Source organism: Streptomyces cyaneofuscatus (assembly GCF_000718135.1).
GTDB lineage: Bacteria > Actinomycetota > Actinomycetes > Streptomycetales > Streptomycetaceae > Streptomyces > Streptomyces cyaneofuscatus.
The window spans coordinates 133,977-148,133 of the sequence record NZ_JOEM01000021.1; the positions used below are offsets into that span (position 1 = coordinate 133,977).

Sequence of the window (14,157 nt, forward strand, 5' to 3'; positions counted from 1 at the left end):
AGCCATGCGCTTCCGCCACCCGGACGGCTCGATCGTCCACCTCTCCTACTGCACCAACGTCCACCCCGCCGAAACGCTGGACGGCGTCCGCGCCCAGCTCCGCGACCACTGCGAACCCGTACGCCGCCGCCTCGGCCGGGACCGGCTCGGCATCGGCCTCTGGCTCGCCCGGGACGCCGCCCGCGCCCTGATCAACGACCCCGCCGAACTCCGCGCGCTCCGCGCCGAGCTGGACAGCCGGGGCCTGGAAGTGGTCACCCTCAACGGCTTCCCGTACGAGGGTTTCGGAGCCGACGAGGTCAAGTACCGGGTCTACCGCCCGGACTGGACCGAACCCGAACGCCTCGCCCACACCACCGACCTGGCCCGCCTCCTGGCCGCCCTGCTCCCCGACGACGTCACCGAAGGCACCATCTCCACGCTCCCGCTGGCCTGGCGCACCCCGTACGCCACCGACCCCGGGGCGGCCCGCACCGCACGCGCCGCCCTCACCACGCTCGCCCAGCGCCTGGACGCGCTGGCCGAACTCACCGGCAAGTCGATCCGGATTGGCCTCGAACCCGAGCCGGGCTGCACGGTGGAGACCACCGCCGACGCCATCGCCCCGCTCACCGACGTCGGCCACGAACGCATCGGCATCTGCGTCGACACCTGCCACCTCGCCACCTCCTTCGAGGACCCGGACACTGCGCTCGACGCCCTGACCGCGGCGGGCATCCCGGTGGTCAAGTCCCAGCTCTCCGCCGCCCTGCACGCCGAACACCCCCACCTCCCCGAGGTCCGCACCGCGCTCGCCGCCTTCGCCGAGCCGCGCTTCCTGCACCAGACCCGTACGCTTCCCCAAGCTCTCGAACCGACTCGACCAGGGGAGATCCCACTCGCCGCCGGGCTGCGCGGCACCGACGACCTGGACGAGGCCGTCGCCGGCAGCGCACTCCCGGACTCCACCCCCTGGCGGGCCCACTTCCACGTACCGCTGCACGCGCCGCCCGCGCCGCCGCTCACCTCCACGCTCCCCGTGCTCCGCGCCACGCTCGCCCGGCTCGTCGGGGGACCGGTCCCGCTGACCCGGCACCTGGAGGTGGAGACGTACACCTGGCAGGCGCTGCCCGCCGAACTGCGGCCCCGCACCCGTACCCAACTCGCCGACGGCATCGCCGCCGAACTCACCCTCGCCCGCGACCTCCTGGTCGACCTCGGCCTCAAGGAGCTGCCATGACCATGGACAGGGACAGCACGGACAGCACGGACAGCTCACACCAGGCGCGAACGGGCCCCACCCCCCTCCTCGTCCTCGACGTCGTCGGCCTCACCCCGCAGCTCCTCGCCCACATGCCCAACCTCACGGCGCTCGGGAAACAGGGCGCGCGGGCCCCCCTCTCCACCGTCCTGCCCGCCGTCACCTGCGCCGCCCAGTCCACCTTCCTCACCGGCACGATGCCCGCCGAACACGGCATCGTCGCCAACGGCTGGTACTTCCGCGAGCTCGGCGACGTCCTGCTCTGGCGCCAGCACAACGGGCTCGTCGAGGGCGACAAGCTCTGGGACGCGGCCCGCCGCGCCCACCCCGGCTACACCGTCGCCAACATCTGCTGGTGGTACGCGATGGGCGCCGACACCGACTGGACCGTCACCCCGCGCCCCGTCTACTACGCCGACGGCCGCAAGGAACCCGACTGCTACACCCGGCCCCCCGCCCTGCACGACGAACTGACCGACAAGCTCGGCACGTTCCCCCTCTTCCACTTCTGGGGCCCCGGCGCCGACCTGGTCTCCTCCCAGTGGATCATCGACGCCACCCGCCACATCATCGCCACCCGAACCCCCGACCTGGCTCTCTGCTATCTGCCCCACCTGGACTACGACCTCCAGCGCTACGGCCCCGACGACCCCCGCTCCCACCGGGCCGCCGCCGACCTGGACCGGGCCATCGCCCCGCTGCTGGCCGACGCCCGCGCCGAAGGCCGTACCGTCGTCGCGCTCTCCGAGTACGGCATCACCCGGGTGAGCCGCCCCGTCGACATCAACCGGGCGCTGCGTAGGGCGGGCCTGCTGGAGGTGCACACGCAGGACGGCATGGAGTACCTCGACACGATGGCCTCGTGCGCCTTCGCCGTCGCGGACCACCAGCTCGCCCACATCTACGTACGCCGTCCCGAGGACCTGGAGGCGGTCCGGGCGGCGCTCGCGGACCTGCCCGGCATCGACCAGCTCCTGGACGACGAGGGCAAGAAGGCGCACCACCTGGACCACCCCCGCTCCGGGGAGCTGGTGGCCGTGGCGGAGAAGGACGCCTGGTTCACGTACTACTACTGGCTCGACGACGCCCGCGCCCCCGACTTCGCCCAGCTCGTCGAGATCCACCGCAAGCCCGGCTACGACCCCGTCGAGCTCTTCATGGACCCCGAGGACCCCTACGTACGGCTCAAGGCCGTCTCGGCGGTCGCGCGCAAGAAGCTCGGGATGCGCTACCGCATGGCGGTCGTCCCCCTTGACCCCTCACCTATTCGCGGCAGCCACGGCCGCCTCCCCGAGAGCGACGACGAAGGTCCGCTCATCCTCTGCTCCACCCCCCACGCGTTCACCGACCGGGTCAGGGCCACCGAGGTGAAGTCCCTGCTCCTCCAGCTTGCCGGACTGCACTGACAATCCGCGTCACGCATTCCCCGTCACGCACCCGGCACCGCACCACACACCCCACGTCCCGTCAGGTCAGCAAGGGAGATACCCGAACATGAGCCGCACCTCCAAGGACACCGAACTCACCCGCAGACTGAGCCGCCGCAACATCCTCGGTGTCGCCGCCGGAGCGACCGCCGCCACGATCATCGGCACGGCGACAGCCCAGGCCGCCGACCGGGACCACGCTCAGGGCCCCGGCAAGGGCCACGGCCACGGGCATGACCACGGCCACGGTCACGGCAAGGGCAAGCCCGTCCTGCCCCCCGGCCGCCTCGGCATCCAGCTCTACAGCCTCCGCGACAAGATCTCCACGCTCGGCTTCGCCCCCGTCTTCGCCGAGCTGGAGAAGTACGGCTACGACGAGATCGAACTGGCCGGCTACACCCAGGGCTCCGCCGGCCCCATCACGCTGGCCCAGCTCAAGCGGCTGGCCAAGGACCACGGCCTCAACCCGATCGGCAGCCACGTCGGCTACTACGACGACAACAACCCCGGCGCCTACACCTTCGCCCAGAACCTGGAGAAGGTCCTCGACGACGCCCAGGCCCTCGGCCTCAAGCACATCGGCACGGCGTCGGGCCCCTTCCGCTACGGCTCCACGGTCGACGGCTGGAAGCGGGCGGCCGACGACTTCAACACGTACGGGGCCGCCGCCCGTAAGCGCGGCATGAAGTTCTACCAGCACAACCATGCCGAGGAGTTCTCCTTCGCCACCGACAAGCCGAAGGTGCGCCTCTACGACGTCCTGCTCGCCGAGACCGATCCCGACCTGGTCTACCTGGAGATGGACATCTACTGGGCGTACTGCGCCCAGTTCCGCTTCAGCAAGCGCGCGGACGGCACCAAGGCCCCGCTCGACCCGCTGAAGTACGTCCTCAAGCACCCGAACCGCTACCCGCTCTTCCACGTCAAGGACGGCGTCCGCGACGACACGACGCGCGACGGCTACCGCATGTCGGACGTGGGCGACGGGGACATCGACTACAAGACGTTCCTGTCCGAGGTGACCGACCGGACCCACCACGGCCGGAGCTACCACCACTGGCAGGCGGAGCACGACAACCCGGTGGAGTCGCTCGCCTTCGCCCGGAAGTCGAGCGAGCACCTGCACTCCCTGCGCGAGGGCCGCTGCGGCGACTGACGCGCGCCGCGTATGCCGGACCGGCGGGGCTACCCGATGCCCTGCCGGTCCGGCAGCAGCGCGAACTCCCGGTCGGCGGCCACCGGAACGGCCCGCTCCACGGCCTGGACGAGCAGGGCCCGGTGCCGTACCAGCGGGTGCTTCCGCTCCTCCGGCGCCAGCAGCAACAGATCGTCCAGCCCCGCCAGCAGCCGACGCGACACCTGGGGGCTTCCGGCCACGCACCACCGGATCTCCTCGAAGGCGAGATCCACCAGGTCCTCCCACGCCGGCCCCTCCTGCACCAGCCGCACCCGCCCCGACCGGTCCCGGTGGTGGACGGTCCCGAGGGGCAGGCGCACCACGGCCGCGAGGAACTGCACGATCCGGTCCAGGCACTGGACGGCGGTGGTCGGATCGTTCACGGACGTCGACAGGGCCCGCAGCGCGATGTCGACAAGCTGACGCAACCCGAAAGCCAGATCCTGGTGCAGGGTGCGCTCGACCCCCACGGAGACCGTGTACCGCAGCAGGCGACGCGGCGGTACGGCGGCGCCGCCGTGGACGGCGAGCACCGGAGTCCCCGGCACCACGAAGTCCCCGATCCGGGGGATCAGCCGCAGCACCACGTCCTGCCGCCGCGCGGCCCGGACGAGCCGCGCCGTGTTCACGTCCCGCAGCACCCCGGCCCGCCCTTCGTGCACCACCCGCCCGGTCTCCGGCCCCAGCCCCTCCGGCCCGCCCGGCCCCCGGGGCATTCTGCCGAGCACCCGGAACGAGTCACGCGCGATCTTGTCCACGACCGGCCCGACCTGCATGAGCCGCAGCGTCGCGCTGACGTAGACGACGAACAGCAGCAGACTCAGCCCGACGAGCACCAGCGTGAGCATGCTCTGCAGCAACGGGACCGAGACCACCAGGCGCGGGTCCGCCTCGCTCTCGTACGAGGTCAGCACCAGCAGCGAGAACAGGAACGTCGCGAGGAACACCGTCAGCGTGACCTTGCTGATCCGGCTCCGGACGAAGATCCGCACCACCCGGGGCGTGAGCTGCCCGCTGGCCATCTGCACCGCGACCAGCGAGATGCTGAACACCACGCCGATGAACGTCATCATGGCCGAGCTGATCGTGGTGACGATCGTCTTCGCGTCCTGGACGAAGGAGATCAGGCTCCCGAGTTCGTCGTAGGCCTCCTCCCGCTGGAGAACCGTGACGATCTCCTCGTCCACGGCGGACGCGGCCAGCCACAGCACGAACACACAGACGAACCCCATGGTCGGTGCGGACCAGAACGTGTCGCGCAGATGCTCGCGCAGGGGAGACAGCGGACGGGGCCGGCGGTAGCCGCGATCACTCATGGACGCGAAGGTAGCCCCGCCGCCTCCACGGACCGTGGAGGCCGCGGCCGACCGGCCCGCCGCACCGCACTGACCACCGGATATGCAGGTGAAGGGCGCGTCGAACCCCTGGTATTGTTTTCCATGTCGCCGCGGGGAACACACCGCGAACGACAGACACCTTGTCCGGGTGGCGGAATGGCAGACGCGCTAGCTTGAGGTGCTAGTGCCCTTTATCGGGCGTGGGGGTTCAAGTCCCCCCTCGGACACCGGCGGTCCAGGTACTGCGCCTCTCACCTGCGGAAACAAGACATGCCTGCGCGACGGCTGGTAGCCGTGGCGCAGGCATGTGGGGTTTTCAGGGGGCGGAGCGCGACGGACGTGTGTCACTCGCGTGGCGGAGGCTCGACCTGCTCGTTCGGAAGCGGTCGGGCCAGGGGCGGGGCGGAGGGCCCACCGGATTGGGTTGCGGCGCTCTGCGTGCCGGCTTTGCGGGGCTGGATGCCCTGGTCGCGGAGGAACCGTCGGATGGCTCTGAGGTTCGCCACGAAGATGATGACGGCATTGAGCAGGGTCTGTGCGACGCGTCCGTGCGGCAGGCGGAGCTGGGGATTGTCGATGCTGTCGAGGGCGGACTTCTTGAGGTTGCCGTTGCCGCCCTCGTTCTGACTGCGCAGTCCGGACCAGGCTTCCTGCCACAGAGGGGTGAACAGGGGGTATTTCTGCCGCCACTTGGCCAACACGGTGCCCGGGACGGTGATGCTCTTCCCCCTGCAGATGTCGGGGTAGACAGGGGTGTCCCGCTTGGGCCTGGGGATGGTGGGCAGGGCTGCCGGGGTACGGACAGTGGGGGCGTCGAGGTCGACGACGGTGGACGGGCGTGGCTGGGGCCGGCGGTAGCAGGTGACCGTGGCGTGCGGCCCGAGGGCGGGGCACTGTCGACGCTGATCCCCTGCGGGCCCGTATTCCTTGATCTTGGCCTGGTAGTCCTTCCGGGACTGGATCAGGTTGAGTGCGTGGGCGCGCTCCTCGTCCGTGCGGCTGTCGATGTATGTGGCGCCCGCAGTGACGAGCGGGGTGGGCATCAGCGGGCAGTAGAACTCGCCGCCGACCAGCTGCATGCCGCGGAACTCTCCCTGCCGGTCGACCTTGTCGTCGTTGTAGTGCTTCACCGCGTTGAGGCCGAGTTTCAGCAGCTGCAGATGCAGGTTGTGAGGCTTGGCCTGGGTGATGCCCCGGTCGGCGCAGAACAGGTCTTTGACCAGGCCTCGTTCGAAGGCCGGCTGGATGGCGCGCAGGGCGGCCGGGCCGGGTTCGGTGCCCGGGGTGTGAAGGATCATGCCGAGGCAGACCGCCGGGTAGGCGCCGGCGAGGTCGCCATGGCCATGGCCCGGGAACGCAGCCATCATGGCGTAGCGGAACTCTCTCTTCTCCGGCGCCTTGGCCTTCTTCTCCTGTTCCGACTTGGTCTTGCGAGGCGCTGGCTTGTTTGCCGTGCCGCGCCGGGTGCCAGTGTTCGTGGAGGCCGCAGCTTTGCCGCTGGGCGACTTCTGCTGCGTTCCTCCCTTCACGTACATCCCGGCGGTGATCTCAAGCGAGGCCCGGTCCTGGTGGTAGTCCGGCTCTTTGCCCCAGACCGGAACCGGAGTGTCGTCGACCGCGATGTGACCAGGCCACCGAGCGAAGTCGCCGCGCCGGTAGGAAGCCATCACCGGAGCGAGAATCAGATCCTGGGCGATGGCCTCCAGGTTACGCACGGTGTCCTGGTTGTCGCGGGCATTCCACTTCCGTCGGATCTTCTTGGCCTCGCTGAGCGACAGCCGCTTGCGGCGGTCGTGTGGTGCCGGGTCGAGGCGCCGGGTCATCGAGGCCCAGGACCGGTAGACGCGTTTCGACGTCGCGTACTGGTGGTGCGCGATGCGGTCGATCTCTTCTCGGGTTGCACCCTCGGGGATGTGCAGGTCGACGTTGGGGACGTCAAGGAGGGCCTTGGACCCTGGAGACAGGGCGAAGAAGAGTGTCTCCCATGCGTCGTTGATGTTCGCGCTCTTGCCCATGTACTGCGAGAGGATCAGGCCGATCAGTACTGTGCGGAACGGGAAGCCCTTCGGGCCTGGCCGGTGCTCGCTGAAGGGAAGGCGTTCCAGTACTCCGCTGTGGCGCACGAGGTCGAAGACCTGGCTCACAACGCGGTCGCTGAGGGTACGGCCGGGGGCCTGCGGTGCAGGGCGTAAGGCGAGGCCGGTACGCCGGCAGGGTTTGTCCTCCGGGTTCTTCCTGCTCATGCCGCCGCCCCCCGCAACAGATCGGATGCCTCCGCTTCGGGCACGTCGTGGAGGAAGACGAGGTATCGCGAGAGGCTGTGCAGGGTCCCGAGTCCCGACGCTTTGAGGATCACCTTCAGCGGAATACCTGCATTCAACAGCTCGACGAGCCAGGTCGTACGCAGCCGCTGGGTCTGCAGCACTGCACCGTCACAACGGCCGATGATCCGCGGGTACTTGGCCAGCCAGTCCGATGCGATGTGCTTGCTGGTGCGGTCCTGCCAGTCCGGCCGGAAGGCGTACGCGTCTGCCGGGATGTGGGCGGCTTCCGCCAGCAGCAGTTCCTCGTAGGCGTACCGGCATACGACAGTGCGCGGACGGCGCCCGTGCACCCTGACCAGTGCCCGGCCGGTGGGGCCCGCAAGGATATCCCGCCCCTGAACGTACACAAGATCCTCAACGGCGAGCCCGCAGCCGACGCCGAGACAGAACAGAAGACAGGCGTTGCGCCTTTGGGCCGGGGTGGGCAGGCTCTGCGCCCAGATCAGCCAGTAGGCGATTTCCGCCGGCGGATAGGGGGCCACTGGGGCGGCGGTGGCCTTCAGCCGGATCGGCGGATGCTGTCCGAGCTGGTCCAGCAGGAGTGCTTCGGAGGCCCGGCGCAGCTGGCTGCTGCAGGTTCGGCGACTGTTGGCGGCCATGTCCCGGCAGCCGACGAGGATGAACCGTTCGACGGTGCTCTGGTCAAGGATCACCGAGGGTTCGAGCGGGAGGCCCTGGGCCTCGACCCAGGCGACCAGCCGTGCGAGCGGTGTCATGACCACGTCTGGGCCGTAGGGTCCCGCTGCGACGGCCATGAATCCCAGCGAGCGGACGACCGGAGCGATGCGGCGCCACTGGGCGGGCGGCACCGTCTCCGCCTTCGGTGCGTAGGCCAGCAGGCGATTCGACACAGCGACCTCCAGGCGCAAGGCCCATGACAGGTGGCCGGTTAACCGGCCACTGGTGTCAGTGTCGATCACGATCTGAAGGAACGCATCTTTATGACCGGAGGCCGAGCGCGCACGGCGCCGCCATGGAGCTACGCCGTCGATCCGGAGGAGTGGCCGGATGCCCGGATCGCCGGGGAGCCCGCCGCAGCGGTGGTCCAGACGATTGCCCGCCGCCTCGCCGCCGCCCTGCGTGAGAGGCCGGAGCTCTCGCTGCGTGCCCTGGCCGCCCAGAGCAACGTCGGCAGACAGACCATCGGCGATCTGCTGGCGGGCGCCACCTGGCCGGATGTGCTGACGGTCTGCCGACTGGAGCGCGCCCTGGGCCTGGCGCTCTGGCCCGGATCGAATTCGACCCAATGTGCTCATGACTGATCCCCAATTGCCTATTTGAGGTCAGTCGTGCACGCTCAAGTACGGAATGGCGTAGACGCCCTATAGCGCCACTCGCGGGAGCGCTAGAGTGAACGTGCGCGACGGACCGGAACCCTGCTAGGAGAAGCGTCCGTTCGCGTGTTTGGCGGCCTCCCTCGACCGCTAATCGAGGGAGGCCTGCTTGTTGGGTTAGGGTCGTTCTCGGGTGGATCAAGCAGCCCGGGATGACAGCACGGCCCGAAACATTCCCGGTGCTACGTTTTCCACCTCGCCAAGTTGCTTCATACGGTTGAGGGTTTTTCCTACGGATGAGCGGACCGTCGCGTCTGCTCCAGGGCGCACCGCCGCCGCGATATCGGTGATGGACATTGCCTCTTGAGCGGCGCACAGGAGTGTGAGGATCGCATCGCGCATGCTTCCGTTACGCGGTGGCCCCAGGGTCCGAGTGCCCATGCCCGGGCGCGCATCTTCGGACGAAGGATCCTCGTCGGCGACAGAAACTTCAGGCGGACCCTCCCGGGAGGGTTGGGCGGTTCCCGCGTCCTCGCCAGTGTCCGGCGGCTCTTCGCGGACATCGGTGGATTCGACGCCCTGGCACATCATCGCGTACACAGCTTCCAATGTCGCCAACTCGCCGCGCAGTGAAGTGATCAGCTCCTTCACGGCATGCCGGGCCTGGCCGATGTAGACACCCTTGTCTGACGCAGGTGCGCCGGTCCGGTATCCCGCCATAGCGAACTCCTAAGGAAGGTCGCTGCCAGTGTAGGGACGGCACACTGTGGCACGCACGCAGTTCCTGTGAGGCGCTATCAAACGGTCAACAGTGCGCTCAAGCCCGGCAAGTCCGGTCGGAGTTAGCGCAGGACTCGACCCATCTTGGCGCAGAGTTGGCTCGCCGGGTTCGTGCGATGCCGCACCGGCACTGTGAGACGTGCCATCACAGAATCCTGACGTGTGGATTCTGTCGAAGCTCCCGGTCTCCGGGAACGTTTGAGCGTTACGGTTCCTTCATGGTGGATGGCAAGCATCTGTCGGCGACGGAGGCCTTGGCGTCGGTGACGAAGGCCCTGGATGTTCTAGTCCTGGCGTATGACCGGGGGGAAGTCGGTGTTACCGAAACCGCCCGGGAGCTCGGTATCTCACGTTCCACCGCGCACCGCATCCTGGTCACCCTTCAGCGCACGGGTTTCCTCCGCCATGATCCTGGCCAGCACGGATACTCAGCGGGGCCGCAGCTCGTACGCATGGGACTGGCCGCGATCGCCCAGCTGGACGTCCGACGACAGGCGCGCAGGCCCCTGGAGGAGCTCTCCGAGAAGCTGCAGGAGACGGTGTGCCTGTACTCCCTGGATGCGGCCGTCGTCCGACTACTCGACGGAATCGAGTGCCGGCATGTCCTGCGCGTCAGCGTTCCGCTCGGACAGGAGCTCCCCGCCCACGTCACGGCGGCGGGCAAGGCCCTGCTCGCACTGCGCGACCCGGCAGATGTCCGCGCGGCACTCCCGGTCGTGCTCCCTGCTGCAGCGGCAGGAAGCATCACTGAGTGGCCGCTGCTTGAGGTGGAGTTGGAGGAAGTCAGAGTCCGGGGATGGGCGGCAGACCTCGAGGAAAGCGCACACGACCTGCACGGCGTAGGCGTGGCCATCCGCAACCGCATCGGGGAACCGCTCGCCGCGATCTCCGTGTACGCACCTGCCGTACGTCTGCGTGAACAGGACATGCCAGCGATTGCCACGGCCCTGCAGGAGACCGCCACCACGATCGCCAGGGCAGCGTGACAGCGGACGCCGAGGTGCCAGGACTCAAGGCCCCAATGTGATCCGCCCGTCCGGGATCCACCCCTCCAGGTGTCCCGTCAACAGCACATCCACATCTGGCAGATCACACCGTGTGCACAACTCCTGCCACTGCTCAGGCCCCGCCCAGCGTGTCGCTCCCCTCCAGGACAGATGATCCGGCGGATCACCAGCTTCAGCGAGACGAAAGATGAACAGGTGCGCCTCTCGACGGCTCCGGCCTACGGGCACAGGCACCTGAGCCCAGCGGCATCCTTCAACAGTGCCCCCGCGCACCGGCATCGCGCCGACCGCATCGAGGAGTACGCGCACTGCCGCCTCACGGTAGGTTTCTGTGGCTCGGACGGATCCTGAAGGGAGTACCCATCGGGGAAGAACTCCAGACAGTTCGTCTGCCACCAGCGCAAGCCGCCCGTCCGAGCTCAGCACCGCGACGAACACCACCCGCCGCATCCTGGGAGGCGGCACGGCAGGGCGCCCCGAGCTCTCGGCAGCGTCCAGGGAAACAGGCACGGTCCGATCCTGACATGTGGCCGCTTAACCGGCCACTCGCGTTCGGTCAGTACAGCGGCGAACACGGAAGGGAGCTCGTCGTTGCACTGGTCCGCTCGGAACTCGCAAAGGAGCACCTGAACATCCCCATGCAGCACCTGGCTGTAGAGAAGTTCCACCTCGGACTTCGATGGGTGGAGATACGTCACCCCAAACCGGGCCGAGGGGGGACGTTGGCGCCAGGCTGCCCCCGATGATGCCGCCACAGAGCGCCGCGCGCTGACCATGCTCAAGGCCGGCCCGAAGCCGGTCGGTTCGGGTGCAGCCGAAGGCGGATGTCCATGGGATCGACGTAGCGGCCAGCTGTCACCCCATCATTTCAACCTAAGCGTCAACTACTGCGGTCAATCCGGCCCAAAGCCCCGCAGGCGGAGCGCCGCCACCTCAGCATCACACCTGATGAAGGGCACACACCTCCATCCCCCGCCCTGGCAGGGCCACAGCATCCCATCAACCGGGAACGGGATTGCCCAGCCCTCACCTGTGCAGGCTCGCTACCTGTCACTCAGCGGAAAGAGCCCGGGCAAGACGGCACTTGACCGGCCCCACCCCTTCAGGTATTACTCCGCATCCAGAGAGCGGGAATACCGCCCGAGCCGCCCCGACCCGGCATCTGGCACTCACCGAGACCGTGCAGCAGCGCCGACCACCCTCGTTGTGCGCGCCATGTCCATGGTTCGAGGCGCATCAAAGATTGCCCCTCGATAGGGTGTCGGCGATGTGGTGTATTAACAGGGGGGCACATGAGCAAGCTGCACGTTAGGTACGTCCGTAAGGCGATCGAGGAGCGGTTTACCGACCTCATCGACATGAAGGACAAGGCGAAGGTCGCGGAGAAGGACTACGTCCAGGCGTTCCTCAGTCGCGGCCTGGCCGCACTAGCTGTTCAGATCGAGCACCCATGCAGTGACCGTATCGCCGCGACCAGGATCTTCGACGGCGACGACGACCGGGGCCTGGACGCCATCGCGGTCGAGGTGCGGTCCGCACAGCCAAGGATCTGCCTAGTGCAGGCCAAGTGGAGCGACAACCTCAAGGGGGGCTTCGGGGAGACCGAGGTCGACCGGATGTTCCGCGGGTTGAACCGGATGCTCGACCTCCAGTACTCCAAGTTCAACAGCCGATTCCAGCAGTTCGTCCCCGAGATCGAGCGGGCCTTCGAGGTCGGCACGCCGAAGATCACACTGGTTCTCGCGCTGATGCGTACTGCTCCACTCGACCAAGGCACCAAGGAGCTCATCGAGGAGAAACTTGCAGAGCTGAACCAGGTCGAGGAGATGGTCGACTACAAGCTTCTGGACCTGCGCGACTTCCACCGGGCCATCCTCGGGGACGCGGCTGCCCCGAGGATCGACGCCCGGGTCCGGTTGGACGGTTTCGTTCAGGAGTCGACCCCCTACAAGGCTCTGTACGGCACCATGACCGCGGCGGACCTCGCCGACCTGTACGGCGAGCACCGGCGTGGCCTCTTCGCGCGCAACATCCGCGACAACCTCGACCTGACCGACGTCAACATCAAGATCAGGAACACGCTCCTCGAGGAGCCGGAGCACTTCTGGTATTTCAGCAACGGCATCACCATGCTCTGCGAGACGATCAAGCCGGTCGGCAAGGCGGTCCCGGGCAAGGTCGGAGACTTCCAGCTCACCGGCGCCAGCGTGGTCAACGGTGCGCAGACGGTGAGCGCCATCCACCGTGCGTACACCGCAGACCCGGACACCGCCCAGTACGGCAGGGTCATGGTGCGGCTGATCTCCCTGGAGGACTGCCCGCCCGAGTTCGGCGATCACGTCACCACGAACACGAACACGCAGAACCCGATCGAGGAGCGCGACTTCAAGTCCCTGGACAAGGTTCAGGTGCAACTCCGGGACGACTTCGCCCTGATGCTGCACCTCAGCTATGTGATCAAGCGGGGCGAGGCCCTGCCCGCGCCGGAGCACGGCTGCTCGATGGCGGAGGCTGCCGAGGCGCTGGCCGCCACGCACTCGAATGCTCAGCTGGCCGCACTGGCCAAGCGTGATCAGAACCTGGCCGGCCTGTGGGAGGACCAGACCTACCGCGAGATCTTCGGGGAGGCCCCGAACGCCTTCCGTGTCTGGCGCTCGGTGGAGCTCCTCCGCGAGGTGCGGAACCAGCTCCAGATTCTCCGGGACGGGCTGCTGTGGAGGGCGGACGCCGCGGCCTTCCACGGAGACCTCCTGGTCACCCATATCGTCTTCCGGCGCCTGGACACGCGGTTCATCGAGGATCCGTCGTATCACTGGCCGCGAGAGCTCGTTAAGGTTCCTGACCTGGTACGGGACGCGCTTGCCTGGTCACTCGCCGCGATCGACGAGGAGTACGGAAAGTCCAGCCACATCATCGCCGCGGTGCGCAACACAGAGCGGATCGAGCGAGTCGTTCGGGCCGCTATGCGTGGGCTCGACTCCGACCGAACCGCTCCGGCCCTGGGCGAGGACTACCAGGTGGCCGAGGTTGAAACGCGGGGTCGGCAGGTCAACGCCGTCACCACCCTGATTACGAACAACCGCATCGCGGACAACACGGTCCTGGAGTTCCGGGCGTACAGCAAGCCCGAGCGGCGCGAGATGGCGGAGTGGCTGGCGGAGGAACCTCGACGTTCGCTGGCCACGTGGAGCAACGGCAACGGAAACAAGCCCCTGCAGTGGCACGCGGACGAGGGATGGTACTCGCCCAGTGGCCTAACCAAGGAGATGCGCCGACTCGCCTCGGGGACGGTGACCTCCGCGCAGGGGACGCTACGCTGGTTCGTCCCCGGTGAGGGGTCGCTCGACGAGCTGGCGCTGGCGGTCAGGCTGGAAGAGGGCCTGGACGTGGGGAACGAGCCGGACGGTAGTTGACCGTCCATGGTGGTGTGTGCGGCGGTGCCGACGGCGACGCGGCGATCGGCTCTCGGTGTTCCTCCGGGCGGATTGTCAGTGCCACGCAATAGGCTCGCGCCGCACCACCGCACAGCGTGATTGCAGCCTGACTGGAAGCGCCGTCCGGCATGCGGTCACGGCCGTAGGATCGCAGGTG

11 protein-coding genes and 1 tRNA gene are annotated in these 14,157 nt (G+C 68.1%); 7 read left to right on the forward strand and 5 right to left on the reverse strand.

The window, feature by feature from the left end; all coding sequences use genetic code 11:
• Nucleotides 1-4 precede the first annotated feature (4 nt).
• The 3 genes from eboE to IF17_RS0129350 all read left to right on the forward strand — a co-directional run bounded on the left by eboE (nucleotide 5) and on the right by IF17_RS0129350 (nucleotide 3,823).
• On the forward strand, nucleotides 5-1,219 hold the full coding sequence (gene eboE, locus IF17_RS0129340) for a metabolite traffic protein EboE (protein ID WP_030572226.1): 1,215 nt from the start codon (nucleotides 5-7) through the stop codon (nucleotides 1,217-1,219).
• A gap of 2 nt (nucleotides 1,220-1,221) precedes the next feature.
• On the forward strand, nucleotides 1,222-2,646 hold the full coding sequence (locus IF17_RS0129345) for an alkaline phosphatase family protein (RefSeq protein WP_032772777.1): 1,425 nt from the start codon (nucleotides 1,222-1,224) through the stop codon (nucleotides 2,644-2,646).
• 88 nt (nucleotides 2,647-2,734) lie between these two features.
• A complete protein-coding gene (locus IF17_RS0129350; RefSeq protein ID WP_030572230.1) occupies nucleotides 2,735-3,823 on the forward strand; it encodes a sugar phosphate isomerase/epimerase family protein in 1,089 nt (362 codons plus the stop codon).
• Nucleotides 3,824-3,852: 29 nt separating this feature from the next.
• On the opposite strand, the gene IF17_RS0129355 is transcribed toward IF17_RS0129350, so the two are convergent.
• A complete protein-coding gene (locus IF17_RS0129355; protein ID WP_030572232.1) occupies nucleotides 3,853-5,160 on the reverse strand; it encodes a DUF2254 domain-containing protein in 1,308 nt (435 codons plus the stop codon).
• A 163-nt stretch (nucleotides 5,161-5,323) separates the two neighbouring features.
• Between IF17_RS0129355 and IF17_RS0129360 the strand changes: the two genes are divergently transcribed.
• Nucleotides 5,324-5,408: transfer RNA gene (locus IF17_RS0129360), tRNA-Leu, on the forward strand.
• Nucleotides 5,409-5,525: 117 nt separating this feature from the next.
• Here the strand turns inward: IF17_RS0129360 and IF17_RS0129365 are convergent.
• Both IF17_RS0129365 and IF17_RS0129370 read right to left on the reverse strand, forming a co-directional pair.
• Nucleotides 5,526-7,424: a hypothetical protein gene (locus tag IF17_RS0129365; RefSeq protein ID WP_030572233.1), complete on the reverse strand. Its 1,899-nt coding sequence runs from the start codon at nucleotides 7,422-7,424 to the stop codon at nucleotides 5,526-5,528.
• Nucleotides 7,421-8,425: a site-specific integrase gene (locus tag IF17_RS0129370; protein ID WP_157851179.1), complete on the reverse strand. Its 1,005-nt coding sequence runs from the start codon at nucleotides 8,423-8,425 to the stop codon at nucleotides 7,421-7,423. The genes IF17_RS0129365 and IF17_RS0129370 overlap by 4 nt, the downstream gene beginning before the upstream one ends.
• A 21-nt stretch (nucleotides 8,426-8,446) precedes the next feature.
• Between IF17_RS0129370 and IF17_RS0129375 the strand changes: the two genes are divergently transcribed.
• Nucleotides 8,447-8,767: a helix-turn-helix domain-containing protein gene (locus IF17_RS0129375; protein ID WP_032772781.1), complete on the forward strand. Its 321-nt coding sequence runs from the start codon at nucleotides 8,447-8,449 to the stop codon at nucleotides 8,765-8,767.
• A 210-nt stretch (nucleotides 8,768-8,977) separates the two neighbouring features.
• Here IF17_RS0129375 and IF17_RS1000000139060 read toward each other — a convergent pair whose 3' ends face one another.
• On the reverse strand, nucleotides 8,978-9,499 hold the full coding sequence (locus IF17_RS1000000139060; protein ID WP_157851180.1) for a hypothetical protein: 522 nt from the start codon (nucleotides 9,497-9,499) through the stop codon (nucleotides 8,978-8,980).
• 278 nt (nucleotides 9,500-9,777) lie between these two features.
• Between IF17_RS1000000139060 and IF17_RS0129380 the strand changes: the two genes are divergently transcribed.
• Nucleotides 9,778-10,545 (forward strand): IclR family transcriptional regulator, encoded by a 768-nt coding sequence (locus tag IF17_RS0129380; RefSeq protein WP_030572240.1) that lies wholly within the window; start codon nucleotides 9,778-9,780, stop codon nucleotides 10,543-10,545.
• A gap of 24 nt (nucleotides 10,546-10,569) precedes the next feature.
• Here the strand turns inward: IF17_RS0129380 and IF17_RS1000000140435 are convergent, their stop codons facing one another.
• Complete coding sequence (locus tag IF17_RS1000000140435; RefSeq protein ID WP_356447552.1) at nucleotides 10,570-11,016, reverse strand: NUDIX hydrolase; 447 nt, start codon at nucleotides 11,014-11,016, stop codon at nucleotides 10,570-10,572.
• An 842-nt stretch (nucleotides 11,017-11,858) separates the two neighbouring features.
• Here IF17_RS1000000140435 and IF17_RS0129390 point away from each other — a divergent pair.
• Complete coding sequence (locus IF17_RS0129390) at nucleotides 11,859-13,979, forward strand: AIPR family protein (protein WP_030572244.1); 2,121 nt, start codon at nucleotides 11,859-11,861, stop codon at nucleotides 13,977-13,979.
• The last annotated feature ends 178 nt before the right edge of the window (nucleotides 13,980-14,157 follow it).